Origin of the sequence: Streptomyces sp. NPDC006458 (assembly GCF_040612135.1) — a bacterium.
Taxonomy (GTDB): domain Bacteria; phylum Actinomycetota; class Actinomycetes; order Streptomycetales; family Streptomycetaceae; genus Streptomyces.
In genome coordinates, this window is record NZ_JBEXPR010000005.1 from 307209 (window position 1) to 329600 (window position 22392).

Annotated in this window: 22 protein-coding genes and 1 pseudogene; 14 read left to right on the forward strand and 9 right to left on the reverse strand. The window is 71.7% G+C overall.

All coding sequences use genetic code 11. The annotated features are described in order from the left end of the window. The first annotated feature begins 39 nt into the window (after window positions 1-39). The 12 genes and pseudogenes from lpdA to ABZZ79_RS09585 all read left to right on the forward strand — a co-directional run bounded on the left by lpdA (window position 40) and on the right by ABZZ79_RS09585 (window position 11212). Entirely contained in the window at window positions 40-1452 is a 1413-nt protein-coding gene (gene lpdA, locus ABZZ79_RS09530) for a dihydrolipoyl dehydrogenase (protein ID WP_356688207.1), read from the forward strand. Between the two features lie 108 nt (window positions 1453-1560). Then, complete coding sequence (locus ABZZ79_RS09535) at window positions 1561-2946, forward strand: hypothetical protein (protein WP_356688209.1); 1386 nt, start codon at window positions 1561-1563, stop codon at window positions 2944-2946. Then, window positions 2943-3422 (forward strand): hypothetical protein, encoded by a 480-nt coding sequence (locus ABZZ79_RS09540; RefSeq protein WP_356688211.1) that lies wholly within the window; start codon window positions 2943-2945, stop codon window positions 3420-3422. Before ABZZ79_RS09535 ends, ABZZ79_RS09540 begins: the two co-directional genes overlap by 4 nt. A 110-nt stretch (window positions 3423-3532) precedes the next feature. After that, a pseudogene (locus ABZZ79_RS09545) lies at window positions 3533-3812 on the forward strand (heavy metal translocating P-type ATPase); the annotation flags it as partial. A 61-nt stretch (window positions 3813-3873) separates the two neighbouring features. Next, window positions 3874-5337 (forward strand): AlkA N-terminal domain-containing protein, encoded by a 1464-nt coding sequence (locus ABZZ79_RS09550; RefSeq protein ID WP_356688296.1) that lies wholly within the window; start codon window positions 3874-3876, stop codon window positions 5335-5337. 11 nt (window positions 5338-5348) lie between these two features. Continuing rightward, window positions 5349-5831 carry a methylated-DNA--[protein]-cysteine S-methyltransferase gene (locus ABZZ79_RS09555; RefSeq protein WP_356688213.1) on the forward strand — a complete coding sequence of 161 codons (483 nt, stop codon included), beginning with the start codon at window positions 5349-5351 and terminating at the stop codon, window positions 5829-5831. Window positions 5832-5931: 100 nt separating this feature from the next. Further along, window positions 5932-6393 (forward strand): DUF6325 family protein, encoded by a 462-nt coding sequence (locus tag ABZZ79_RS09560; protein ID WP_356688215.1) that lies wholly within the window; start codon window positions 5932-5934, stop codon window positions 6391-6393. Window positions 6394-6423: 30 nt separating this feature from the next. Then, window positions 6424-6696 (forward strand): SHOCT domain-containing protein, encoded by a 273-nt coding sequence (locus ABZZ79_RS09565; RefSeq protein ID WP_356688217.1) that lies wholly within the window; start codon window positions 6424-6426, stop codon window positions 6694-6696. A 902-nt stretch (window positions 6697-7598) separates the two neighbouring features. Continuing rightward, window positions 7599-8237, forward strand: coding sequence for a hypothetical protein (locus ABZZ79_RS09570; RefSeq protein ID WP_356688218.1), 639 nt, complete (start codon window positions 7599-7601; stop codon window positions 8235-8237). A gap of 76 nt (window positions 8238-8313) precedes the next feature. After that, window positions 8314-8571 (forward strand): ferredoxin, encoded by a 258-nt coding sequence (locus ABZZ79_RS09575; RefSeq protein ID WP_356688220.1) that lies wholly within the window; start codon window positions 8314-8316, stop codon window positions 8569-8571. Further along, window positions 8561-9952, forward strand: coding sequence for an FAD-dependent oxidoreductase (locus tag ABZZ79_RS09580; RefSeq protein ID WP_356688222.1), 1392 nt, complete (start codon window positions 8561-8563; stop codon window positions 9950-9952). The genes ABZZ79_RS09575 and ABZZ79_RS09580 overlap by 11 nt, the downstream gene beginning before the upstream one ends. 24 nt (window positions 9953-9976) lie before the next feature. Continuing rightward, window positions 9977-11212: a cytochrome P450 gene (locus tag ABZZ79_RS09585; protein WP_356688224.1), complete on the forward strand. Its 1236-nt coding sequence runs from the start codon at window positions 9977-9979 to the stop codon at window positions 11210-11212. A gap of 24 nt (window positions 11213-11236) precedes the next feature. Here ABZZ79_RS09585 and ABZZ79_RS09590 read toward each other — a convergent pair whose 3' ends face one another. Next, a complete protein-coding gene (locus tag ABZZ79_RS09590) occupies window positions 11237-11980 on the reverse strand; it encodes a Sir2 family NAD-dependent protein deacetylase (RefSeq protein ID WP_356688226.1) in 744 nt (247 codons plus the stop codon). An 83-nt stretch (window positions 11981-12063) separates the two neighbouring features. Here ABZZ79_RS09590 and ABZZ79_RS09595 point away from each other — a divergent pair, with 83 nt between their 5' ends. Further along, window positions 12064-12264 carry a DUF2191 domain-containing protein gene (locus tag ABZZ79_RS09595; protein ID WP_356688228.1) on the forward strand — a complete coding sequence of 67 codons (201 nt, stop codon included), beginning with the start codon at window positions 12064-12066 and terminating at the stop codon, window positions 12262-12264. Between the two features lie 13 nt (window positions 12265-12277). Here the strand turns inward: ABZZ79_RS09595 and ABZZ79_RS09600 are convergent, their stop codons facing one another. Beyond that, a complete protein-coding gene (locus tag ABZZ79_RS09600; RefSeq protein WP_356688230.1) occupies window positions 12278-12769 on the reverse strand; it encodes an NUDIX hydrolase in 492 nt (163 codons plus the stop codon). A gap of 75 nt (window positions 12770-12844) precedes the next feature. Next, on the reverse strand, window positions 12845-13921 hold the full coding sequence (locus ABZZ79_RS09605; protein WP_356688232.1) for an ADP-ribosylglycohydrolase family protein: 1077 nt from the start codon (window positions 13919-13921) through the stop codon (window positions 12845-12847). A gap of 162 nt (window positions 13922-14083) precedes the next feature. Here ABZZ79_RS09605 and ABZZ79_RS09610 point away from each other — a divergent pair, with 162 nt between their 5' ends. Further along, window positions 14084-15220, forward strand: coding sequence for a glycerate kinase (locus ABZZ79_RS09610; protein ID WP_356688298.1), 1137 nt, complete (start codon window positions 14084-14086; stop codon window positions 15218-15220). A gap of 699 nt (window positions 15221-15919) precedes the next feature. On the opposite strand, the gene pssA is transcribed toward ABZZ79_RS09610, so the two are convergent. The 6 genes from pssA to ABZZ79_RS09640 form a co-directional block, all read right to left on the reverse strand. Beyond that, window positions 15920-16771 (reverse strand): CDP-diacylglycerol--serine O-phosphatidyltransferase, encoded by an 852-nt coding sequence (gene pssA / locus ABZZ79_RS09615; RefSeq protein ID WP_356688234.1) that lies wholly within the window; start codon window positions 16769-16771, stop codon window positions 15920-15922. Beyond that, window positions 16758-17414, reverse strand: coding sequence for a phosphatidylserine decarboxylase (locus ABZZ79_RS09620; RefSeq protein ID WP_356688236.1), 657 nt, complete (start codon window positions 17412-17414; stop codon window positions 16758-16760). Before ABZZ79_RS09620 ends, pssA begins: the two co-directional genes overlap by 14 nt. A 169-nt stretch (window positions 17415-17583) precedes the next feature. After that, window positions 17584-18798: an acyl-CoA dehydrogenase family protein gene (locus ABZZ79_RS09625; protein WP_356688238.1), complete on the reverse strand. Its 1215-nt coding sequence runs from the start codon at window positions 18796-18798 to the stop codon at window positions 17584-17586. A gap of 3 nt (window positions 18799-18801) precedes the next feature. Then, window positions 18802-19329: a MaoC family dehydratase gene (locus tag ABZZ79_RS09630; protein WP_356688300.1), complete on the reverse strand. Its 528-nt coding sequence runs from the start codon at window positions 19327-19329 to the stop codon at window positions 18802-18804. Between the two features lie 2 nt (window positions 19330-19331). Beyond that, window positions 19332-20336 (reverse strand): CoA ester lyase, encoded by a 1005-nt coding sequence (locus tag ABZZ79_RS09635; protein ID WP_356688240.1) that lies wholly within the window; start codon window positions 20334-20336, stop codon window positions 19332-19334. Next, window positions 20333-22381 carry a protein meaA gene (locus ABZZ79_RS09640; RefSeq protein WP_356688242.1) on the reverse strand — a complete coding sequence of 683 codons (2049 nt, stop codon included), beginning with the start codon at window positions 22379-22381 and terminating at the stop codon, window positions 20333-20335. Before ABZZ79_RS09640 ends, ABZZ79_RS09635 begins: the two co-directional genes overlap by 4 nt. Between the last annotated feature and the right edge of the window lie 11 nt (window positions 22382-22392).

Here is a 22392-nt window from a genome sequence, read left to right on the forward strand (position 1 = left end):
AGCGGTCCACCCGCTCCCACGTCACCGAAGAGGACCACCATGGACGAGCAGGACGAGCACTTCGACGTCGTCGTACTCGGAGCGGGCCCCGGCGGGTACGTCGCCGCCGTGCGCGCCGCCCAGCTCGGGAAGACGGTCGCCGTCGTGGAGGAGAAGTACTGGGGCGGCGTCTGTCTGAACGTCGGCTGCATCCCCACCAAGGCCCTGCTGCGCAACGCCGAGCTGGCGCACATCTTCACCCACCAGGCGAAGACCTTCGGCATCAAGGTGGACGGCCAGGTCTCGTTCGACTACGGCGAGGCATACCGCCGCAGCCGCAAGGTCGCCGACGGCCGGGTCAAGGGCGTCCACTACCTGATGAAGAAGAACAAGATCACGGAGTTCGACGGCCGGGGCACGTTCCTCGACGCGAACACCCTCCAGGTGGCGGGCTACGACGGCGACACCCGCACCATCGGCTTCACGGACTGCATCATCGCCACCGGTGCCACCCCGAAGCTGCTGCCGGGCACCAAGCGCAGCGCGCGCGTGGTGACGTACGAGGAGCAGATCCTCGCCGACGACCTGCCGGAGTCGATCGTGGTCGCGGGCGCGGGCGCGATCGGCATCGAGTTCGCCTACGTGCTGCACAACTACGGCGTGAAGGTCACGGTCGTCGAGTTCCTGGACCGCATGGCCCCGCTGGAGGACGCCGAGGTCTCCGCCGAACTGGCCAAGCAGTACCGCAAGCTGGGCATCGACGTGCTGACCTCCACCCGCGTGGACGCCATCGACGAGTCCGGCCCCAAGGTGCGCGTCACCGTGACCGGCAAGGACGGCGCACAGCAGGTGCTGGAGGCCGACAAGGTGCTCCAGGCGATCGGCTTCGCGCCGAACGTGGAGGGCTACGGCCTGGACAAGACCGGCGTACGGCTGACCGAGCGCGGCGCGATCGACATCGACGGCCGCTGCCGTACGTCCGTGCCGCACATCTACGCCATCGGTGACGTGACGGCCAAGCTGATGCTCGCGCACACCGCCGAGGCCATGGGCGTGATCGCCGCCGAGACCCTCGCGGACGCCGAGACGATGGAACTCGACTACGCGATGATCCCGCGCGCCACCTACTGCCAGCCCCAGATCGCCAGCTTCGGCTACACCGAGGCCCAGGCCCGCGAGCTCGGCTACGACGTCAAGGTCGCCAAGTTCCCCTTCACCGCGAACGGCAAGGCGCACGGCCTCGGCGACACCGTCGGCTTCGTCAAGCTGATCAGCGACGCGAAGTACGGCGAGCTGATCGGCGGCCACCTCATCGGCCCCGACGTCACCGAGCTGCTGCCGGAGCTGACCCTGGCCCAGCAGTGGGATCTCACCGTCCACGAGGTCGCCCGCAACGTGCACGCCCACCCGACCCTGGGCGAGGCCGTCAAGGAGGCCGTCCACGGCCTCGCGGGGCACATGATCAACATGTGAGACGGGGCGGGGCCGCTCACCCGAACGGCCCCGCAGCGCTCGCCGCCGCCCCTTCGGCGGGTTGTCCTTCTTGAGTCGGATCATTCCGGCGCACAGGAGGGAACCCCCATGGCGGACGGCGAGGCCCCGTCGGGCCGCGGCGACAGCGAGCTGGAGCATCTGCGCGCCCGTATCGCGGCGCTGGAGGCCGAGCGGCTCCCCCCGAGGCACCACCGTGTGCGGGCCTTCTTCTCCGCGGTGCTGATCTTCCTCGGCTGTGTCCTCGCCCCGCTGAGCCTGGTCGCGGCCTGGACCTCCAGCATCGTCGGCGACACCAGCCGCTACGTGGACACCGTCGCCCCGCTCGCCTCCGACAAGGACGTGCAGAACGCGGTCGCGAACCGGGTCACCGACGCGGTGATGCAGCACCTGGACCTGCCCGATCTGCTGTCGGGCGTGGCCCCGCCGGACCGGCCGCTCGTCGACAAGGCCCTCGGCAAGGTGGGCGACTCGCTGGAGAGCGCGGTCAAGAGCTTCGTGCACGACAAGGCGGAGGCGGTGGTCGCCTCCGACACCTTCGAGCGGATCTGGACCGAGGCCAACCGCCGCATCCACAGTGCCGTGGACGAGGCGCTGACCGGCAGCGGCGAGGGCACCATCCAGCTGACCGACGACACGGTCACCGTGGACCTCGGACCCGTCGTGGAGCAGGTCAAGAAGCGGCTGGTCGACTCCGGCCTCACGGTCGCCGCGAACATCCCCGAGATCCACACCAGCATCACCGTCGTGAAGTCCGACGACATCGGCAAGGTCAAGACGTACTTCCGGCTGCTCCAGCTGCTCGGCTTCTGGCTGCCCGTCATCTCGGTACTGCTGGTCGCGGCCGGTGTGTACCTCTCCGCCCACCGCCGCAAGGTCCTGGTCGCCGCGGCCCTGTGCTTCGCCTTCGCGGCGCTGGTGCTCGGCATCGTCCTTACCGTCTTCCGGGACGTGTACCTCGACGCCCTGCCCTCCGGGGTGAACCAGCCGGCCGCCGGATCGGTGTACGACACGCTGATCCGCTATCTGCGGGCCGGGGTGCGGATGGTGGTGACGCTGGGCGTGGTGGTCGCGATCGCCGCCTGGCTGTCCGGGCCGGGCCGCTGGGCGACCGGACTGCGCCAGATGTGGCACTCCGGGATCGGCGCGGCCCGCTCCAGCGCAGACCGGCTGGGCATGCGCACCGGCCCCGTGGGCCCGTTCGTGCACCGCTTCCGTACGTGGATCACCTGGATCCTCGTCGGGGCCGCCGTGCTCGCCTTCGTCCTGTGGTCGTACCCGACGGGCTGGGTCATCGTCGGCCTGGCGCTGGCGCTGCTGTTCGCGCTCACCGTCGTCGACTTCCTGGTCGAGGAGGAGGGCGCGGGCCCGGGAGCCGCGGGCGACGGGGGCGGTCCGGGCGCGTCGGGTGACGAGGGCGGACCGGGCCCGGCCGGCGGCCCGGCCGACGGTGCCAAGGAAGGGCTCGCACCATGAGCGGGCAGTCGGCACAGCCCGGCGGCAAGCCGGAGGGCGACATCGGCACCGCCTGGACCGCGCCGAAGCGCGGACAGCGGTCCGCAGGCCCCGGACAGCCCGACCCGTGGGTGTCCGGCGGGGTCCTCTTCGCGGGCGTCCTGCTGCTCTGCAACGGCGTCCTCGCCGTCCTCCAGGGCATCGCGGCCGTCGCCGGCGACGACGTGTACGGCCGGATCGGCTCCTACGTGTACGAGCTGGATCTCACCGGCTGGGGCTGGATCCACATCGTCCTGGGCGTACTGGTCGCCGTCACCGGCGCCGGTCTGCTGAAGGAATCCGTCTGGGCCCGGCCCGCGGGCGTCTTCCTCGCCGCGCTCAGCCTGGTCGCCCAGTTCCTGTTCCTGCCGTACGCGCCGATCTGGTCCATGATCATGATGGCGATCGACGTGTTCATCATCTGGGCGCTGGTCAGCCGTATGGAACACGCGGGCTGAGCAGCCGAGATCAGCAGGCTCGACGGATGCCGGACGGGGTCGTCGGCTTCCAGGCGTCCGGAACGATCTCCGCGCAGGACCACCGCGACGTGGTACCGCCCGCGCTCACCGAGGCGGCGGCCGCGGTGCTCGTGCGCGACGGGCTGACCGCCGTGGCCGCCGTCGTACGGCTCTCCCGCGCGGCCCGCCCGCCGGTGGCGCGGAACCGGGTGATCGCGGGCACCTTCATCACCGTCCCCGTGGTGTGGGACCTGGCCGGCCGCCTGCGGCTGCCGCTCGGCGTCGCCGGACACGAGGGACCGACGGGACTGGTCGGCCTGAACGGCTGGGCTGCGGCTGCTGCGTGAGTCGGCCTGGCGATCCGGGTGGGCCCAGCACAGACGAGGTTGATGTCGGATTCTCGCCAGCCCGGCAGGCACGCGTCCGGGATGCTGGACGCATGCAGAAGGCGATGCACACCGACCGGGAGAGTTGCGTGCGCGCGGTCCAGGGCAAGGACGCGCGGTTCGACGGATGGTTCTACACCGCGGTCCGCACCACCGGGATCTACTGCCGGCCCAGCTGCCCGGTGGTACCGCCCAAGGCGGAGAACATGGTGTTCTACCCGAGCGCGGCCGCCTGCCAGCAGTCCGGCTTCCGGGCCTGCAAGCGCTGCCGCCCGGACACCAGCCCCGGCTCCCCGGAGTGGAACCGGCGGGCCGACCTGGTGGCCCGCGCCATGCGGCTCATCGCGGACGGCACGGTCGACCGCGAGGGCGTGCCCGGCCTGGCCGCCCGGCTCGGCTACAGCGCCCGGCAGATCGAACGCCAGCTCCTGGCCGAGCTGGGCGCGGGCCCGCTGGCCCTGGCCCGCGCCCAGCGCGCCCAGACCGCCCGCCTGCTGATCGAGACCACCGAACTGCCCATGGCGGAGGTCGCGTTCGCCGCGGGGTTCGCCTCGATCCGCACCTTCAACGACACCGTCCGCGAGGTCTACGCCCTCACCCCGAGCCTGCTGCGCGCCCGAGCGCCCCGCACGAGCGCCCAGAACGGCGCGCTCACCCTGCGCCTGCCGTTCCGCGCCCCGCTCAACCCCGACAACCTCTTCGGCCACCTCGCCGCCACGGCCGTACCCGGCGTCGAGGAGTGGCGCGACGGCGCCTACCGCCGCACCCTGCGCCTGCCGTACGGACACGGCATCGTGGCGCTCACCCCGAAGCCGGACCACATCGGCTGCCGGCTGGCCCTCAGTGACCTGCGCGACCTGCCCGTCGCCATCAGCCGCTGCCGCCGCATGCTCGACCTGGACGCCGACCCGGCCGCCGTGGACGGCCAGTTGCGCACCGACCCGGTGCTCCGGCCTCTGGTGGACAAGGCGCCCGGCCGCCGGGTGCCGCGCACCGTGGACGAGGCCGAGTTCGCCGTCCGCGCGGTCCTCGGCCAGCAGGTCTCGACGGCCGCCGCCCGCACCCACGCCGCCCGCCTGGTCACCGCCCACGGCGACCCGGTCGAGGACCCCGAGGGCGGCCTGAGCCACCTGTTCCCCACACCGCAGGCGCTGGCCTCGGTCGACCCCGGGACTCTGGCGATGCCGCGCACCCGCCGCACCACGTTCACCACGCTGGTCGGGCGGCTCGCCGACGGTTCGCTCCACCTGGGCGTGGAGAGCGACTGGGCCGAGGTCCGCGCCCGGCTCCTCGAACTGCCCGGCTTCGGCCCCTGGACCGTCGACGTCATCGCCATGCGCGCCCTCGGCGACCCGGACGCCTTCCTGCCCACCGACCTCGGCATCCGCCGCGCCGCCCAGGAACTGGGCCTGCCCTCCACCCCGGCCGCCCTCACCGCCGGCGCGGCGGCCTGGCGCCCCTGGCGGGCCTACGCCGTCCAGTACCTGTGGGCGACCGACAGCCACCCGATCAACTTCCTGCCCGTCTGAGGACGTTCACCATGAAGCAGCACTCCGTCATCGACAGCCCCTACGGCCTGCTCACCCTCGTCGCCGACGACGGTGTCCTGTGCGGCCTCTACATGACCGACCAGCGCCACCGCCCCGCCGAGGAGACGTTCGGCTCCTTCGACGACACCCTCTTCGCGGAGGCCGAGGAACAGCTCCAGGCGTACTTCGCAGGGGAGTTGAAGGAGTTCACCCTCGAAGTCCGCCTCCACGGGACCCCGTTCCAGCGCACCGTCTGGGAGCAGCTGGTACGCATCCCCTACGGCGAGACCCGCACCTACGGCCAGCTCGCCGACGCCCTCGGCAACGCCAACGCCTCCCGCGCGGTCGGCCTCGCCAACGGCAAGAACCCGCTCAGCATCATCGTCCCCTGCCACCGGGTCGTGGGCGCCGACGGCAGCCTCACCGGCTACGGCGGCGGCCTCGCCCGCAAGCGGCGGCTGCTGGACTTCGAGCGGGGCGCCGGGCTGTTCTAGGACCCGCCCCGCACAAAATGCGCCTCCCGCGCCACGGTGATGGAATGAGGCCGGGCGCCGATGGCGGCACCCCCGTGCCGTCCGCCTGTGAGGAGTGGCCATGAGTGACGACGTGGAGGAGATGGGCCCCGTCGACTACCTGGTCGTCGAGTTCCCCGGCAACCGCATGACCGGCGAGGGGCTGCCGCTCCTTGTCGACCTGGTCGATCGCGGCATCATCCGCGTCCTCGACCTCCTCTTCGTCCGCAAGGACGAGGACGGCACGGTCGCCGTCGTGGAGCTGACCGACCTGGGCGGCGAGGTGGACCTGTCCGTCTTCGAGGGAGCCTCCTCCGGCCTCATGGGCCAGGACGACCTCGACGAGGCGGGAGCCGTGCTCGCCCCGGGCAACTCCGCGGCGCTCCTGGTCTACGAGAACCTGTGGGCCGCGCCCCTGGCCCGCGCGCTGCGGCGTGGCGGTGCGCAGCTGGTGGCCAGCGGCCGTATCCCGGTCCAGGCGCTGCTGGCCTCGCTGGAAGCCGCCGAGGCGTCACCGCCCGGGGCCGGCCCGTCCGCCGCCTGACCGACGCACACCCGTGGGAGATGAGGGGACATGCCCGGACTGCTTCGCGGTGTCGCGCGCACCGCAGTCGTCGCCGGCACCGCCACGGCGGTGTCCAACCGCGTCTCGCGGCGCCAGGCCGGCCGCTGGGCGCAGCAGGACTACCAGCAGCAAGCCGCCGAACCGACGCCCGCGGCCCCGGCCGCCCAGCCGGACGACATGTCGAGCAAGCTCGACCAGATCAAGGAGCTGGGCGAGCTGAAGGCGCAGGGCCTGCTGAGCGAAGAGGAGTTCGCGGAGCAGAAGCGCCGCATTCTCGGCTGACGCCGGGACGGCCGCACGGGCCGCGGCCCGTACCGAAGTGGGCCTCGGCCGCGGGTGCCGCATGCGCGCCGGAGGCCGGGGCGGCTCGGGCTCGTCGCCCCGCCGCACTGGCTGAGACCGGGACCGCCGCAAGCACGTGCGTTTCCCGGCTGACGCCGGGGCGGCCGCGGGTCCCGTGACCCTGGCCGAGGCCCGGAAGGCCCGAACGCGCCGCCCCGTAGGCCGAGGCCGCGGCTCGCCTTCGCGGCCTTCGCGGCCTTCGTGGCGAGGCCGGGGCGGCAACAGGCCCCCGTGTCCTTGGCCGAGGCCGACCGGCCCAGTGCCCCGCCGTCTCGGCTCACGCCGGAACGGCCGCGAGCGCCGTGTCCTCGGCGGAAGCCGAGGACCACGGGCCCCGCACCCTCGGCCGGTGGCGGCTCGAAACAGACCCTCTGTCTCCTGTACCGACGACCACAGACCCCGTGTCCCCGACCAGGACTGGGACCACAACAGCCCCCGCGTCCTGGGCCGAGCCCGGGACGACCGACCACAGCCCTCGCGTCCTCGGCGGAAGCCGGGACGATCGACCACAGCCCTCGCGTCCTGGGCCGAGCCCGGGACGACCGACCACAGCCCTCGCGTCCTTGGCGGAAGCCGGATCGACCACAGCCCCCGCGTCCTGCGCCGAGCCCGGGACGACCGACCACAGCCCCCGCGTCCTCGGCGGAAGCCGGAAGGATCAACCACAGCCCCCGCGTCCTCGGCGGAAGCCGGATCGACCACAGCCCCCGTCCCCGGCCGAGACCGGGACGCCTCCGCCTTCCCGGCCCGACGCCGGGATGTCCACCGGCCGCCCACGGTCCTCCGCGTGCGCGACAGCGCGGCGCGGCTCCGTGCCCCGGCAGCTCATCGTCAGGGAGACCATGGTGCGCAAGCACGAGCGCCTCGCGACCGCCTGGGCCGCCGGAGTGGCCGGGGTGGTGTTCGCGCTGCTGATGGCGGCGGTGATCGTCCTGGTCCGGGTCGCCCTGCCCGGCGGTGCCGACGGCGGGGACGTCACCACCGACTCCGGACAGCGCAGCGCCGTGCGGACGGCGCTGGCGCTGCTGCCGTTCGCCGGGATCGCGTTCCTGTGGTTCATGGGCGCCCTGCGCGAGCAGGCCGGCGAGGGCGAGGACCGCTTCGTCTCCACCGTGTTCCTGGGCAGCGGCCTGATCTTCGTCGCCACCCTGTTCGCCGCCGCCGCGGCGGCCGGGAGCGTGCTCGGGGAGAGCCCGCAGAGCTCCGACTTCGGCCGTCGTCTGACCTACACCCTGCTGACCACGTACGCCATGCGAATGGCGGCGGTGTTCATCATCACGACCTCGACCATCGGCCGCAGACTCGGCGTGCTCCCTCGCCCGCTCGTGGTCCTCGGCTATCTGTCGGGCCTGGCGCTGCTGGTGATGGGAGCGAACGTGCCCTGGTCCGAACTGATCTTCCCGGTCTGGGCGCTCGTGCTCAGCCTGAACATCCTGTGGGGCCGGCGTCCCGCGTCGGCACGCCCCGCCGCCCCGGCCTGACCCGGCCCCGCCGTCACTCGAACGGTCTCCCCCTCGTCGCCGTGTCCCGCGAGGCCACCGAGAGTGGTCAGGAGGAATGACCGGGCCCTTGGAGAGGACCGATCCCGTGGTAAGGATTGCCGTCGATCTGAACCGCTGTCAGGGGTATGCGCAGTGCGCGTTCCTCGCCCCCGACGTCTTCGTCATGCACGGCGACGAGGCGCTGCTGTACGACCCGGACGCCGACGAGGCCCAGCGCGACAAGCTCGCCCGGGCCGCCGCGGCCTGCCCCGTCCAGGCGATCCTGGTCGACGCCGTGGACGTACCGGCCGAGGCGGTGCCCGATGCCCGGTGACGTATCCCTGGAACACCTCAGGCGTGAGGGCCGCATCGTCGTCGTCGGCGCCTCGCTGGCCGGTCTGCGCGCCGCCGAGACCCTGCGGGCCAAGGGCTTCGCGGGCTCACTGACCATGATCGGCGACGAGCCGTACGAGCCGTACGACCGCCCGCCGCTGTCCAAGCAGGTGCTGCTGGGCAGCGCGAACGCCGAGCGCACCGCACTGCCGCGGCTCCGGTCCGTCGACGCGACCTGGCGGCTCGGGGTCGCGGCCAGCGGCCTGGACATGACGGCCCGGCGCGTGCGGCTGGCCGACGGCGACGAGGTGCCCTACGACCGGCTGCTGATCGCCACCGGGGTCCGGGCGCGGCCGTGGCCGCAGGAGGCCGAGGCGGAACTGGACGGGGTCTTCGTGCTGCGGACCCGCGACGACGCCGCCGCGCTGGCCAGGCGGCTGGACGCGGAACCCCGACGGGTCCTCGTCATCGGGGCCGGATTCACCGGTTCGGAGATCGCCTCCGCCTGCCGTGAACGGGGCCTGCCCGTCACCGTCGCCGAGCGCGGCGCCGCGCCTCTGGTCGGCGCGCTCGGCGGGGTGGTCGGCGCGGTCGCCGCCGAGCTCCACCGGGAACACGGGGTGGACCTGCGGTGCGGGGTCATGGTGACCGCCCTGGAGGGCGACGCCGCGGGACGGGTGCGCGCCGCGCATCTGTCCGACGGCTCCACCGTGGAGAGCGACGTGGTGATCGTCTCGCTCGGTGCCCTGCGCAACACCGAATGGCTCGCCGGGTCCGGACTCGGGGCCGGCCCCCGGGGCATCGCCTGCGACGCGGGCTGCCGTGCCTTCGACATCCGCGGGATCGTCACCGACGACATCTACGCGGCGGGCGACGTCGCCCGCTGCCCGCACCCCCTGTTCGGCTACCAGTTCCTGTCCCTGGAGCACTGGGGCAACGCCGTCACCCAGGCCGGGATCGCGGCGCACAACATGCTCAGCGAGAGCCCCGAACGCGTGCCGCACATGGAGGTGCCGGCCTTCTGGTCCTCACAGTTCGGGATCAACATCAAGTCGGTCGGAGTGCCGTCGCTGGCGACGGAGATCCTCATCGCGCAGGGCTCGCTCGCGGACCGCCGGTTCATCGGCGTCTACGGCTATCAGGGGCGTGTCATCGGCGCCGTCGCCTTCGACCAGGCCCGGTGGCTGCCGTTCTACCAGGAGCTGATCGAGTCCACCGCGCCGTTCCCGCCGCCGTTCGCCACGGTCGACCGGCGTCCGGAGGGACAGCGGCCGCTCGACGCGGACTTCCCCGACCCCTCGATCCCCACCCACGGCCCCACCGTGTCCCTCAGCGGATACGCGCCGGCCGACCGCCGGATGACGTTCACCCCCGCGCACTGACCCGCACGGCCACAAGGACCTGCCATGACGCGAACCCTGCTGCACCAGATCCTGGACTACGCCAACCGGGCCGACCCGTACCCGATCTATGAGGAGCTGCGGAAGTCGCCGGTCCACCACGAGGAGGACGGGCCGTACGTGGTCAGCACGTACTACGAGATCCGCAGCCTGCTGCACGATCCCCGGATCAGCTCCGACGCCCGCAACCTGGCCTCGCACACGGGCGACCCGCTGCCCGAGGCCTCCCAGGAGGAGGGCGCGCTGCCGCCGGGCTTCCTCAAGCTCGACCCGCCGGAGCACGACCGGCTGCGCCGGATGACGAACCGGCCCTTCGGCCCGCCGCACTCGCCCCGCCGAGTGGACGGGATGCGCCCGGAGCTCCAGGAGATCGTCACCGCACTGATCGACGGCATCGGCGACCCGGGCCGGATCGACCTGGTCGAGCAGTTCTCGTACCCGTTCCCGGTGACGGTGATCTGCCGGCTGCTCGGGGTGCCGCGCGAGGACGAGGCGCGCTTCCACGTCTGGGCGGACACCCTCGCCGCGAGCCTGGACCCCGACCCGGACGCCGATCCCGCCGAGCGGGGCAAGGGCGCGCACGACGCCCGGATGGAGCTGGGCATGTACCTGGCGGGCCTGATCGAGGAGCGCCGCAGGAACCCGGGCGAGGACATGCTCTCCCAACTGGCCACGGCCAAGGGCGAGGACGGCCCGATGACCACGATGGAGCTGCTCAGCACCGCGGCGCTGCTGCTGATCGCGGGGCACGAGACCACGGTCAACCTCATCACCAACGGCATGCTGACCCTGCTGCGCCACCCCGACGTCCTCCAGCGGCTGCGCACCGAGCCGCGCCTGGCCGTGCCCCTCGTCGAGGAACTGCTGCGCTTCGAGCCGCCGGTGCAACTGGTGCCGCAGCGCACCACACTCGCCGACATCGAGGTCCGCGGCGTCACCATCCCCAAGGGCTCGGCCCTCTGGCTGGTCCTGGCCTCGGGCAACCGCGACCCCCAGCGCTTCGCGGACCCCGACCGTTTCGACCCGGACCGCCCGGACATCCAGCACCTCGGCATGGGCAGCGGCATCCACAGCTGCTTCGGCGCCCCCCTCGCCCGTCTGGAGACCCAGCTCGCCCTGTCGGAACTGGCCCGCAGACTGGAGAACCCCCGCCTCGTGGAGGACCCGCCCCCCTACCGCCAGAACGCCGTACTGCGCGGCCCCCGCCGCCTGTCCATCGCCTGCGACGGAATCCGCGCCTAGCCGGCCGGCCCGAGAGGCCTCGGGTCAGGAGACCTGGTCACCGCCCGTGCCGAGCGTGCTCAGCAGGTGCGGCAGCGCCGTGCCGATCGGTTCCCGTACGACCTCGTCGGCGATCTCGTCGTACGGCGTGGGCTCCGCGTTGACGATGATCAGGCGGGCGCCGTGATCGCCGGCGAGGCCGGCCAGGGCGGCGGCGGGCTGGACCTGGAGGCTGGTGCCGACGGCGATGAAGACGTGGCAGGCCTTGGTGACGGCGAGGGCCTCACCGAGGACCTCGGGGTCGAGGCGCTCACCGAACATGACGGTGGCGGACTTCAGGATGCCGCCGCAGGCCAGACAGGCCGGGTCGGCCTCGCCGGCCTCGACGCGGGCGAGGGCGTCCTCCATCGGCCCGCGCACCCCGCACTGCGTACAGACGAACTGCCTTGCGGTGCCGTGGAGTTCGAGGACCTTGCGGGCGGGCATCCCGGCCAGCTGGTGCAGGCCGTCCACGTTCTGCGTGATCACTCGCACCGGCACCCCGGACCGCTCCAGCTCCGCGACCGCCCGGTGCGCGGCGTTCGGCTCGGCCTGGAGCGCGCGGTTGCGGCGGCGCAGCTGCCAGGAGCGCCGCCGGATGTCCGGGTCGCTCATGTAGTACTCGTACGTCACGAGCTTCTCGGCCTCGGGATCCTTGCGCCACAGCCCGTTGGGGCCGCGGTAGTCGGGGATCCCGGAGTCGGTGCTGATTCCGGCGCCGCTCAGGATCGCCACGAGGGGCTTGGTCATGGATCCGAGGGTAGGCGGGCTGTCCCGGGGCGGCGAGGGGATATCCCTGCCGCGCGGGGGCGGCGGCTGCTAGCGTCCGGGGCATGGCCAAGGTCAGCATTTCCCTGGACGCCGAGATCGTCGTGGAAGCCATGGTGCTCTCCGGCGTCGGCAACCCTCAGGACGCCGTCGAGCTCGTGGTGCGGGACTACATCCAGCGCGGGCACCGCACCGAGGCCAGGGTCCTGGAGCAGGACGAGGCGCTGCACGACCGCAACGCCCCGCCCCGTGAGGTCGAGGGCTGACGCCCGCGCCGGGTCAGCCGACCGGGAGGCCGTTCTCCAGCTCGACCGTGCCCGCGCCGGACTCGATCACGTCCAGCGCGGCGAGGACCCGTCGGCCGAGGTTGCCCAGCAGCAGCTCGGGAAGGTCCGCGCGGGCCACCATCCGCCAGGACAGCAGCTCGTCCTCCTGGAGCCGGATCGCCTTGAGGTCGTCCTCGCCGAGGACCCCGCCGTCGTAGAGGTACGCCACCAGCGGCGGCCGGCCGGGGCCGGAGGACCAGTCCACCGCGAGCAGCCGTCCGATCTCGCGGTCCAGACCGATCTCCTCGGCCGTCTCCCGTCGCGCGCCCTGGCGCGGGCTCTCCCCGTCGTCCGACTCGACGGTGCCGCCCGGCAGGCCCCAGCCCTCTCGGTAGTTCGGCTCGACGAGCAGGACGCGCCCCTCGGCGTCCCGGAACAGGGCGGCGGCGCCGACGAGGACACGGGGCAGGCTCGCGATGTACGCGGCGAAGTCAGCAGTGGTCACCCGGGCAGAGTACCGAGCGCGAACCTTCTCGCGGGGGCGCACGGGGGCGCGGCGACGGCCGTCCGCGGCCGGCTCTCAGTCGCCGGACCCGGCCAGGCGCAGGGTGCGTTCCGCCAGCTCACTGATGCGTACGCCGTCGAAGCCGAACACCGCCGTGCGGACGGTGTCCTCCAGCGGGTCCGTCCAGTGCGCCGGGATGCCCCGGGCGCCCGTCAGCACGCCGGCCACCGAGCCGGCCGTGGCGCCGTTGGAGTCGGTGTCCAGGCCGCCGCGGACGGTCAGCGCGATCGTCCGGGTGAAGTCGCCGTCGCCGTAGAGCAGGCCGGCGGTGATCACCGCCGCGTTCGGCACGACGTGGATCCAGCCCAGGCCCGCGGTCTCCTCGGTGACCGTGGCCAGCGTCTCCTCCCAGCTCAGACCGCTCTCGTGCAGCGAGGTCACCCGGCGCACGGTCCTGGCCAGCCGGCTGCCGCCGGGGATCACCGCGAGGGCCTCCTCCAGCGCCTTCCTGACGGTCCCCGCGGTGAACGCCGCCGCGATCAGCGCGGCCGCCCACATCGCGCCGTAGACGCCGTTGCCGGTGTGCGACAGCACCGCGTCCCGGCGGGCCAGCGCGGCGGCCCGGCGCGGCTTGCCGGGGCAGGTCCAGCCGTGGATGTCGGCGCGGATCAGGGCACCGATCCAGTCCTGGTAGGGGTTGTCGTACGTCGCCGTCAGCGGCGGCCGCAGCCCGTTCGCGAGATTGCGGTACGCCACGCGCTCCGCCGTGAAGGTCTGCAGATACGGCAGGCACATGAGCCACAGGTCCCCGACCTGCTCGGTGCTGAACCCGAAGCCGTGCCGCTCCAGCAGGTGCAGCCCGAGGACGGCGTAGTCGATGTCGTCGTCGCGGCAGCTGCCGTGGACGCGGCCGCGTACGCACTGGCGCCACTCGGGGCGCAGCGCGGCCTCGTCGGCGGCGGTCGCGGGCTCGGGGAGGTAGTCGGTGAGCGGAAGCGCGCCGGCGTTGCGCAGATAGCGGTCGATACGGGCGGGCGTCCACACCTCGCCCTGCTCGACCGGCTTGCCGAGCATGTTGCCCGCGATCCGGCCCAGCCAGCCGCCGTGCACGCGGTCGGCGAGCGTGGTCGGGTCGGTGCCCACAGAGGTCATGGAGGAAGGTCTACCCCGTTCCGGGACCGGTGGCGCGGGTTCCACGCTGTGGGCGGGGGCATGACGGGCGTGGTGTGCTGACGTTATGGTCGCAGCGGCGCGACTGCCTTGACATGCGCAAGGCTCGAAGAGCAAGGGGATTGCAAGGTGGCTGACGCTGCGCTGGAAGGCACCCACAGGGTGCTCGTTGCCGCGGACAAGTTCAAGGGGTCGCTGACGGCGGTGCAGGTCGCCGAGCGGGTGATCGCGGGACTGCGCCGGGTCGTGCCGGAGATCGAGGTCGAGGCGCTGCCGGTGGCCGACGGCGGTGACGGGACCGTCGACGCGGCGGTCGCGGCCGGGTTCGAACGGCGTGAGGTACGGGTCTCGGGACCGCTCGGCGAGCAGGTGACCGCCGCGTTCGCGCTGCGCGCGGGCACGGCCGTGGTGGAGATGGCCGAGGCGAGCGGGCTCCAGCGGCTGCCGGAGGGTGTCTTCGCGCCCCTCACGGCGTCCACGTACGGCTCCGGGGAACTGCTGCGGGCCGCGCTGGACGCGGGGGCCGGCACGATCGTGTTCGGCGTCGGCGGAAGTGCGACCACGGACGGCGGGGCCGGGATGCTGGCCGCGCTGGGCGCGCGGTTCCTGGACGCGTCCGGGGAGCCGGTGCCGCCGGGCGGCGGCGGGCTCGCCGCGCTGGCCTCGGCCGATCTGTCGGGGCTCGACCCCCGGCTCTCCGAGGTGGAGCTGGTGCTGGCCAGCGATGTCGACAATCCGCTGACCGGGCCCAAGGGGGCGCCCGCGGTGTACGGGCCGCAGAAGGGTGCCTCGCCGGAGGACGTGCGGGCGCTGGACGAGGCGCTGGGCCACTTCGCGAAGGTGCTGGAGGACGCTGTCGGGGCGCGTGCCGCCGAGTTCGCGGCGTCGCCGGGCGCCGGTGCGGCGGGGGGCGTCGGCTACGGAGCCCTGCTGGTCGGGGCCGGGTTCCGCCCCGGTATCGAGGTCATGCTGGACGTGCTGGGCTTCGCCCCGGCGCTGGAGCGGGCGTCGCTGGTGATCACGGGTGAGGGCTCGCTGGACGAGCAGACCCTGCACGGCAAGGCCCCCGCGGGGGTCGCGGCCGCCGCGCGGGCCGCCGACAAGGAGGTCGTCGCGGTGTGCGGGCGGCTCGCGCTGCCCCCGGAGGCGCTGGGCCGCGCCGGGATCCGCCGGGCCTACCCGCTCACGGAGGTCGAGCCCGACGTGGCCAGGTGCATCGCGGATGCGGGGCCGATTCTGGAGCGGGTGGCCGAGTCCGTCGCCCGGGACTTCCTCACCTGAGGCCGGGTTTTCTCGCCCCCGCCGCCCCTACCCGTCCCATCCCCCAGGGGCTCCGCCCCTTGGACCCCGCGAGGGGCTGCGCCCCTTGGACCCCGTTAGGGGCTCTGCCCCCCTTCGGCCCGGCCAGGGGCATAGTGGGGGGGGGCTCCGCCCCTTCGATCCCGCGAGGGGCTCCGCCCGTTCGGCCCTGTGAGGGGCTGTGCCCCTTGGGCTGCCTCGTGGGGCCTGTGCCCTTCGGCCCCGTGGGGGGCCGCCGCCCCTTGGACCCCGCCAGGGGGTCTGCCCCTTCGGCATAGTGGGGGGCTGCGCCCCTTAGACGCGCGAGGGGCTCCGCCCCTTCGGGCCCTGTGGGGGGCTGTGCCCCTTGGGGGCTGTGCCCTTCGGTCCCGTGGGGGGCCGCCGCTACTTGGACGCCGCCAGGGGCTCTGCCCCTTCGCCCCGTGGGGGCTCCGCCCCTTCGATCCCGCCAGGGGCTCCGCCCCTTGGACCCCGCGAGGCGCTGTGCCCCTTGGACCCCACAGGGGGCTTCGCCTTTCGGCGCCGCCAAGGGCTCCAGGAGCCTCCGCCCCTTCGAACCCGGGCCCTTTGCCGGATTAATGGGGCTTTGCCCGCCCACTCCGGCGGCGGGGCGCTGGGAAGGTGCTGTACGACGAAAGAGCCCGAGCTCGTTTCGAGCTCGGGCCCCTTCGTGTTGAGGCGTTACGGCAGCTGTGCCGCCCGCGCCTCGCGGCGGTTGTCGCGGAAGTTGTTCACCCGGCGGGCGGTGGCGAACAGGGGGATCACCGCGCCCGTGACCAGCTGCAGGGCGCAGCCGGTCTGCAGGAGGACCTCGCCGCTCGGGGCGTCGAAGGCCCAGGCGGTGAGCAGGCCCATGCTGAGGACGATCCAGGAGAGCATCGCCACCGCGAGGCGGCCCCGCGGCTTGGGGTACTCGACCCGGCTGACCATCAGCCAGGCGGTGCCGATGATCGCCAGCAGGGTCGCCACGAAGGGCAGCTCCAGCAGGACGATCGAGACCACCGTCAGCGCGCCGAAGGGGGAGGGCATGCCCTGGAACATGCCGTTCCGCGGCGTCACACAGGAGAACCGGGCCAGGCGCAGGACCACCGCGAGCAGGACCACGATCGCGCCCACCGCCGCCACGCGCTGGTGGGCGTCGTCCGCGACCATGCCGTAGACCAGGACGAAGTACGCCGGCGCGAGGCCGAAGCTGATCAGGTCCGAGAGGTTGTCCAGCTCGGCGCCCATCGGCGAGGAGCGCAGCTTGCGCGCCACCAGGCCGTCGAAGAGGTCGAAGACCGCCGCACAGAGCATCAGGATGACCGCCGTGGCCGCGCTGTGGCGGGCCATGCCGGACTCCTGGCTGCCGGTGAGGTGCGGGATCAGGATGCCGGTGGTGGTGAAGTACACCGCCATGAAGCCGCACGTGGCGTTGCCGAGGGTGAGGGTGTCCGCTATCGACAGGCGCAGCGAGAGCGGCATCTCCTCCTCGTCCGTCTCATCGGCCTCCGGCACCCACTCGGTCTGGGTCTCCGGGTCAATCACGGTCAATGCGAGTCACCCCAGCCACGGTCTTCTGACCGACCTCGACCGCGATCTCGACGCCCTCCGGGAGGTAGATGTCGACGCGCGAGCCGAAGCGGATCAGACCGATGCGGTCGCCCTGCTCGACCTTGGTGCCCTGCGGCACGTAGGGGACGATGCGGCGGGCCACCGCGCCGGCGATCTGGATCATCTCGATGTCGCCGAGCTCGGTGTCGAAGTGCCAGACGACCCGCTCGTTGTTCTCGCTCTCCTTGTTGAAAGCGGGAACGAAGCCGCCCGGGACGTGCTCGACCGACGTCACCGTGCCCGCGAGGGGGGCGCGGTTGACGTGGACGTTGAGCGGGCTCATGAAGATCGCGACCCGGGTCCGTCCGTCCTTCCACGGCATGATGCTCTGCACCACACCGTCGGCGGGGGAGATGACCCGGCCCTTCGCGATCTCGCGCTCGGGGTCGCGGAAGAACCACAGCATGCCCGCCGCGAGAGCGGTGGCGGGTACGGCGACGGCCTTGGCGACGCCGGAGCGGCGGGCCCTGGCCAGGCTGAGTGCTGCGGTGGCGACGGTCGGGAGAAGCCACGGCGATGCTCCGCGCGCGAGGCGTACGCCGGCCCGGCTGTCGCGTGGTGCAGAGGTTTGGCTGTGGGGCATGGATGACCTTCGTAGCGGATGATGCCGCGCTTGAGGGGGGACGGCGGCTTTCCGGCGATCGTAGCGGTTAAGAGCCGCAACTGGGTAAGCCAGGAAGCCGAGTCGGCGGCCGAGGAGTGCCTACGGGTTGTGATCTTCTTCTCGAAGAAAACACCCCGTTCCCGGGCAATCAGCCCTGGTATCGATACTCTTCGAGCAGCCTGCGTCCGATGATCATTTTCTGGATCTCGGCGGTACCTTCACCGATCAGCAGCATCGGAGCCTCGCGGTAGAGGCGCTCGATCTCGTACTCCTTGGAGAAGCCGTAGCCGCCGTGGATCCGGAAGGCGTCCTCGACGACCTCCTTGCAGTACTCGGAGGCGAGGTACTTCGCCATCCCTGCTTCGAGGTCGTTTCGCTCCCCGGAGTCCTTTTTGCGTGCCGCGTTCACCATCATGGCATGCGCGGCCTCGACCTTGGTAGCCATCTCGGCCAGCTTGAACTGGATCGCCTGGTGCTGGGCGATCGGCTTGCCGAAAGTGTGACGCTGCTGGGCGTACTGGACGCCGAGCTCGAAGGCGCGGTGAGCGACACCGCAGCCACGCGCGGCGACATTGACGCGGCCGACCTCGACCCCGTCCATCATTTGGTAAAAACCTCGCCCGGTGACCCCGCCGAGCACGCGATCGGCCGGAATCCGCAGGCCATCCATGATCAGCTCGGTGGTGTCGACACCCTTGTAGCCCATCTTGTCGATCTTGCCCGGGATGGTGAGGCCGGGGCGGACCTCTCCGAAGCCGGGCTCCTTCTCCACGAGGAAGGTCGTCATCGACCTGTGGGGCTTGGCCGCCGCCTCTTCGGGGGTGAGTCCTTCGTCACTCCGGACGAGTACGGCCACCAGGGACGACGTGCCGCCGTTCGTCAGCCACATCTTCTGGCCGTTGAGAACGTACTCGTCGCCGTCCCTGACCGCCTTGGACGTGATGGCCGACACGTCGGAGCCCAGACCCGGCTCCGACATCGAGAAGGCGCCACGGATGTCGCCGGCCGCCATGCGCGGCAGGAAGTGGTCCTTCTGCTCCTGCGTGCCGTGCTGCTTGAGCATGTACGCCACGATGAAGTGCGTGTTGATGATGCCGGACACCGACATCCAGCCGCGGGCGATCTCCTCCACGCACAGCGCGTAGGTGAGCAGCGACTCGCCCAGACCCCCGTACTCCTCCGGGATCATCAGACCGAAAAGGCCGAGTTCCTTCAGGCCGTCCACGATCTGCTGCGGGTACTCGTCGCGGTGCTCCAGCCCGGTGGCGACCGGGATGATCTCCTTGTCCACGAAGTCGCGGACCGTGGCGAGGATCTCCTGCTGGACGTCGGTCAGACCGGCGGTCTGGGCGAGACGGGCCATGGCTTACTTCTCCGTGTTCTCTTCCGCGGGCGCGGTCAGCTCCGGGCGGCCGGGCTGCTCGCCGCCGCGCTCCTTGATGTACGTCTCGGTGGGCACCATCACCTTGCGGCGGAAGAGGCACACCAGGGTGCCGTCCTGCTTGTAGCCCTTGGTCTCGACGTAGACGATGCCGCGGTCGTTCTTCGACTTCGACGGCCACTTGTCGAGCACGGTCGTCTGGCCGTAGATCGTGTCGCCGTGGAAGGTCGGCGCGACGTGCTTGAGCGACTCGATCTCCAGGTTGGCGATGGCCTTGCCGGAGATGTCCGGCACGCTCATGCCGAGCAGCAGGGAGTAGATGTAGTTCCCCACGACGACGTTCTTGCTGAAGTCCGTCGTCTTCTCCGCATAGTTCGAGTCCATGTGGAGCGGGTGGTGGTTCATGGTGAGGAGACAGAACAGGTGGTCGTCGTACTCCGTGACCGTCTTGCCCGGCCAGTGCTTGTACGTCGCGCCGACCTCGAACTCCTCGTAGGTGCGTCCGAACTGCATCGTCACGCCTCCGGGATCTCGAACTTGCTGGTGCGTCGCATACCGGCGGCCCGGCCCTTGCCGGAGATGACCAGGGCCATCTTGCGGCTGGCCTCGTCGATCATCTCGTCGCCGAGCATCGCGGAGCCCTTCTTGCCGCCCGCCTCGGACGTGTAGTAGTCGTACGTGTCCAGGATCAGCTCGGCGTGGTCGTAGTCCTCCTGCGACGGCGAGAAGATCTCGTTGGACGCCTCGACCTGGCCCGGGTGCAGCACCCACTTGCCGTCGAAGCCGAGCGCGGCGGCGCGCTGCGCGACCGCGCGGTAGCCGTCGATGTTGCGGATCTGCAGGTAGGGGCCATCGATCGCCTGGAGGTTGTTGGCGCGGGCGGCCATCAGGATCTTCATCAGGATGTAGTGGTAGGCGTCCGCCGGGTAGCCGGGCGGCTGCTCGCCCACGACCAGCGACTTCATGTTGATCGACGCCATGAAGTCGGCCGGGCCGAAGATGATCGTCTCCACGCGCGGGGAGGCCTGCGCGATGGCGTTGACGTTGTTCAGGCCCTGCGCGTTCTCGATCTGCGCCTCGATGCCGATCTTGCCGACCTCGAAGCCCATCGTCTTCTCGATCTGCGTCAGCAGCAGGTCCAGCGCGACGACCTGCTCGGCGGTCTGCACCTTCGGCAGCATGATGCAGTCGAGGTTCTGCCCGGCGCCCTCGACGACGGTCACGACGTCCCGGTACGTCCACTCGGTCGTCCAGTCGTTGACGCGCACGACGCGGGTCTTGCCCGTCCAGTCGCCCTCGTTGAGGAACTTGACGATGGTGTGCCGCGCCTCGGGCTTGGCGAGCGGCGCGCACGCGTCCTCCAGGTCGAGGAAGACCTGGTCGGCGGGCAGGCCCTGGGCCTTCTCCAGGAAGCGCGGGTTCGAGCCCGGCACGGCCAGGCAGGAGCGCCGGGGGCGAAGGCGGTTGAAGGGCTGCGCGGCGGAGCCGCTCGTTGCGGGGGCGGGGTGGGCGGTCGTCATGCGGGGACCTCCAGGGGGTCGAGCTTGTTCGCTTTCCGGATCTCGTCGACGATGCGGCCGATGATTCCGGTGATGTCGAAGTCCTTCGGGGTGAACACCGCGGCCACTCCGGCGGCCCGCAGCTGTTCGGCGTCACCATTCGGGATGATGCCACCGGCGATCACCGGGATATCTGTGGCACCGGCCACACGCAGCCGCTCCAGGACGTCCGGCACCAGCTGGGCGTGCGAGCCGGACAGGATCGACAGGCCGACCGCGTGCACGTCCTCGGCGAGGGCCGCGTCCACGATCTGCTCCGGGGTGAGCCGGATGCCCTGGTAGACCACCTCGAAGCCGGCGTCGCGCGCACGGACGGCGATCTGCTCGGCGCCGTTGGAGTGCCCGTCCAGGCCCGGCTTGCCGACCAGGAAGCGCAGCTTGCCCGAGCCCAGCTCGCGGGCCGTGTCCTCCACCTTGCGGCGGACCTCGCTGAGCGCGGAGCCCGCCTCGGCCGGCACGGCGACCGGCGCGGAGGAGACGCCCGTCGGGGCGCGGAACTCGCCGAACACCTCGCGCAGGGCCCCGGCCCACTCGCCGGTGGTGACACCGGCGCGGGCGCACTCCAGGGTGGCCTCCATGAGGTTGGCGGTGCCCTTCGCGGCCTCCTTCAGGCGCTCCAGCGCCTTGCAGGGGCGAGGGTGGTTGAAGGGCGGCTGGTAGCGCGTGTCCCGCCAGTGCTGGAGGGAGGCGATGACCTTCGCCTCGACCGCCGGGTCGACGGTCTGGATCGCCGTGTCCAGGTCGGAGGTGAGCGGGTTCGTCTCGGTCGTCTCGAAGATGTTGACGCCGACGATCTTCTCCTGGCCGGACTCGATGCGCGCCCGGCGCTCGGCGTGCGAGGAGACCAGCTGCGACTTGAGGTAGCCGGACTCGACGGCGGCCATGGCGCCGCCCATCTCCTGGATCCGGTCGATCTCCGCGAGGGAGTCCTCGACGAGCTGGGCGACCTTGGTCTCGATCACCGTCGAGCCCGCGAAGATGTCCTCGTACTCCAGCAGGTCGCTCTCGTGGGCCAGGACCTGCTGGATGCGCAGGCTCCACTGCTGGTCCCAGGGCCGCGGCAGGCCGAGGGCCTCGTTCCAGGCCGGGAGCTGGACGGCACGCGCGCGTGCGTCCTTCGACAGCGTCACGGCCAGCATCTCCAGGACGATCCGCTGGACGTTGTTCTCCGGCTGCGCCTCGGTCAGGCCAAGGGAGTTGACCTGGACGCCGTAGCGGAACCGGCGCTGCTTGGGGTTCTCGATGCCGTACCGCTCGCGCGTGATCTCGTCCCAGATCCGTCCGAACGCCCGCATCTTGCACATCTCCTCGACGAAGCGGACTCCCGCGTTCACGAAGAAGGAGATGCGGGCCACGACGTCCCCGAACTTCTCGGCGGGAACCTGCCCCGAGTCGCGCACGGCGTCGAGCACCGCGATCGCGGTGGACATCGCGTACGCGATCTCCTGGACCGGCGTGGCGCCCGCCTCCTGCAGGTGGTAGCTGCAGATGTTGATCGGGTTCCACTTCGGGATGTGGGAGACCGTGTACGCGATCATGTCCGTCGTGAGGCGGAGCGAGGGCCCCGGCGGGAAGACGTGCGTCCCGCGGGAGAGGTACTCCTTCACGATGTCGTTCTGGGTCGTGCCCTGGAGCCTGGTGATGTCCGCGCCCTGCTCCTCGGCGACGACCTGGTAGAGCGCCAGCAGCCACATGGCGGTGGCGTTGATCGTCATCGAGGTGTTCATCTGCTCCAGGGGGATGTCCTGGAACACCCGGCGCATGTCACCGAGGTGCGCGACCGGAACCCCGACCCGGCCGACCTCGCCGCGGGCGAGGATGTGATCGGAGTCGTAGCCGGTCTGGGTCGGCAGGTCGAAGGCGACCGACAGTCCCGTCTGGCCCTTGGCGAGGTTGCGCCGGTACAGCTCGTTGGACGCCTCGGCCGTGGAGTGTCCGGCGTACGTGCGCATGAGCCACGGCCGGTCCTTCCGCCGCCACCCTTCGGCGTTCTGACGCTCAGTCATCTATGACCCCG

What these genes read in the sequence shown, in the direction of transcription:
- lpdA (WP_356688207.1), top strand. Translation starts at nt 40, where the DNA reads ATGGACGAGCAGGACGAGCACTTCGACGTCGTCGTACTCGGAGCGGGC.
- ABZZ79_RS09535 (WP_356688209.1), top strand. Translation starts at nt 1,561, where the DNA reads ATGGCGGACGGCGAGGCCCCGTCGGGCCGCGGCGACAGCGAGCTGGAG.
- ABZZ79_RS09540 (WP_356688211.1), top strand. Translation starts at nt 2,943, where the DNA reads ATGAGCGGGCAGTCGGCACAGCCCGGCGGCAAGCCGGAGGGCGACATC.
- ABZZ79_RS09550 (WP_356688296.1), top strand. Translation starts at nt 3,874, where the DNA reads ATGCACACCGACCGGGAGAGTTGCGTGCGCGCGGTCCAGGGCAAGGAC.
- ABZZ79_RS09555 (WP_356688213.1), top strand. Translation starts at nt 5,349, where the DNA reads ATGAAGCAGCACTCCGTCATCGACAGCCCCTACGGCCTGCTCACCCTC.
- ABZZ79_RS09560 (WP_356688215.1), top strand. Translation starts at nt 5,932, where the DNA reads ATGAGTGACGACGTGGAGGAGATGGGCCCCGTCGACTACCTGGTCGTC.
- ABZZ79_RS09565 (WP_356688217.1), top strand. Translation starts at nt 6,424, where the DNA reads ATGCCCGGACTGCTTCGCGGTGTCGCGCGCACCGCAGTCGTCGCCGGC.
- ABZZ79_RS09570 (WP_356688218.1), top strand. Translation starts at nt 7,599, where the DNA reads ATGGTGCGCAAGCACGAGCGCCTCGCGACCGCCTGGGCCGCCGGAGTG.
- ABZZ79_RS09575 (WP_356688220.1), top strand. Translation starts at nt 8,314, where the DNA reads ATGACCGGGCCCTTGGAGAGGACCGATCCCGTGGTAAGGATTGCCGTC.
- ABZZ79_RS09580 (WP_356688222.1), top strand. Translation starts at nt 8,561, where the DNA reads ATGCCCGGTGACGTATCCCTGGAACACCTCAGGCGTGAGGGCCGCATC.
- ABZZ79_RS09585 (WP_356688224.1), top strand. Translation starts at nt 9,977, where the DNA reads ATGACGCGAACCCTGCTGCACCAGATCCTGGACTACGCCAACCGGGCC.
- ABZZ79_RS09590 (WP_356688226.1), bottom strand. Translation starts at nt 11,980, where the DNA reads ATGACCAAGCCCCTCGTGGCGATCCTGAGCGGCGCCGGAATCAGCACC.
- ABZZ79_RS09595 (WP_356688228.1), top strand. Translation starts at nt 12,064, where the DNA reads ATGGCCAAGGTCAGCATTTCCCTGGACGCCGAGATCGTCGTGGAAGCC.
- ABZZ79_RS09605 (WP_356688232.1), bottom strand. Translation starts at nt 13,921, where the DNA reads ATGACCTCTGTGGGCACCGACCCGACCACGCTCGCCGACCGCGTGCAC.
- ABZZ79_RS09620 (WP_356688236.1), bottom strand. Translation starts at nt 17,414, where the DNA reads ATGCCCCACAGCCAAACCTCTGCACCACGCGACAGCCGGGCCGGCGTA.
- ABZZ79_RS09625 (WP_356688238.1), bottom strand. Translation starts at nt 18,798, where the DNA reads ATGGCCCGTCTCGCCCAGACCGCCGGTCTGACCGACGTCCAGCAGGAG.
- ABZZ79_RS09630 (WP_356688300.1), bottom strand. Translation starts at nt 19,329, where the DNA reads ATGCAGTTCGGACGCACCTACGAGGAGTTCGAGGTCGGCGCGACGTAC.
- ABZZ79_RS09635 (WP_356688240.1), bottom strand. Translation starts at nt 20,336, where the DNA reads ATGACGACCGCCCACCCCGCCCCCGCAACGAGCGGCTCCGCCGCGCAG.
- ABZZ79_RS09640 (WP_356688242.1), bottom strand. Translation starts at nt 22,381, where the DNA reads ATGACTGAGCGTCAGAACGCCGAAGGGTGGCGGCGGAAGGACCGGCCG.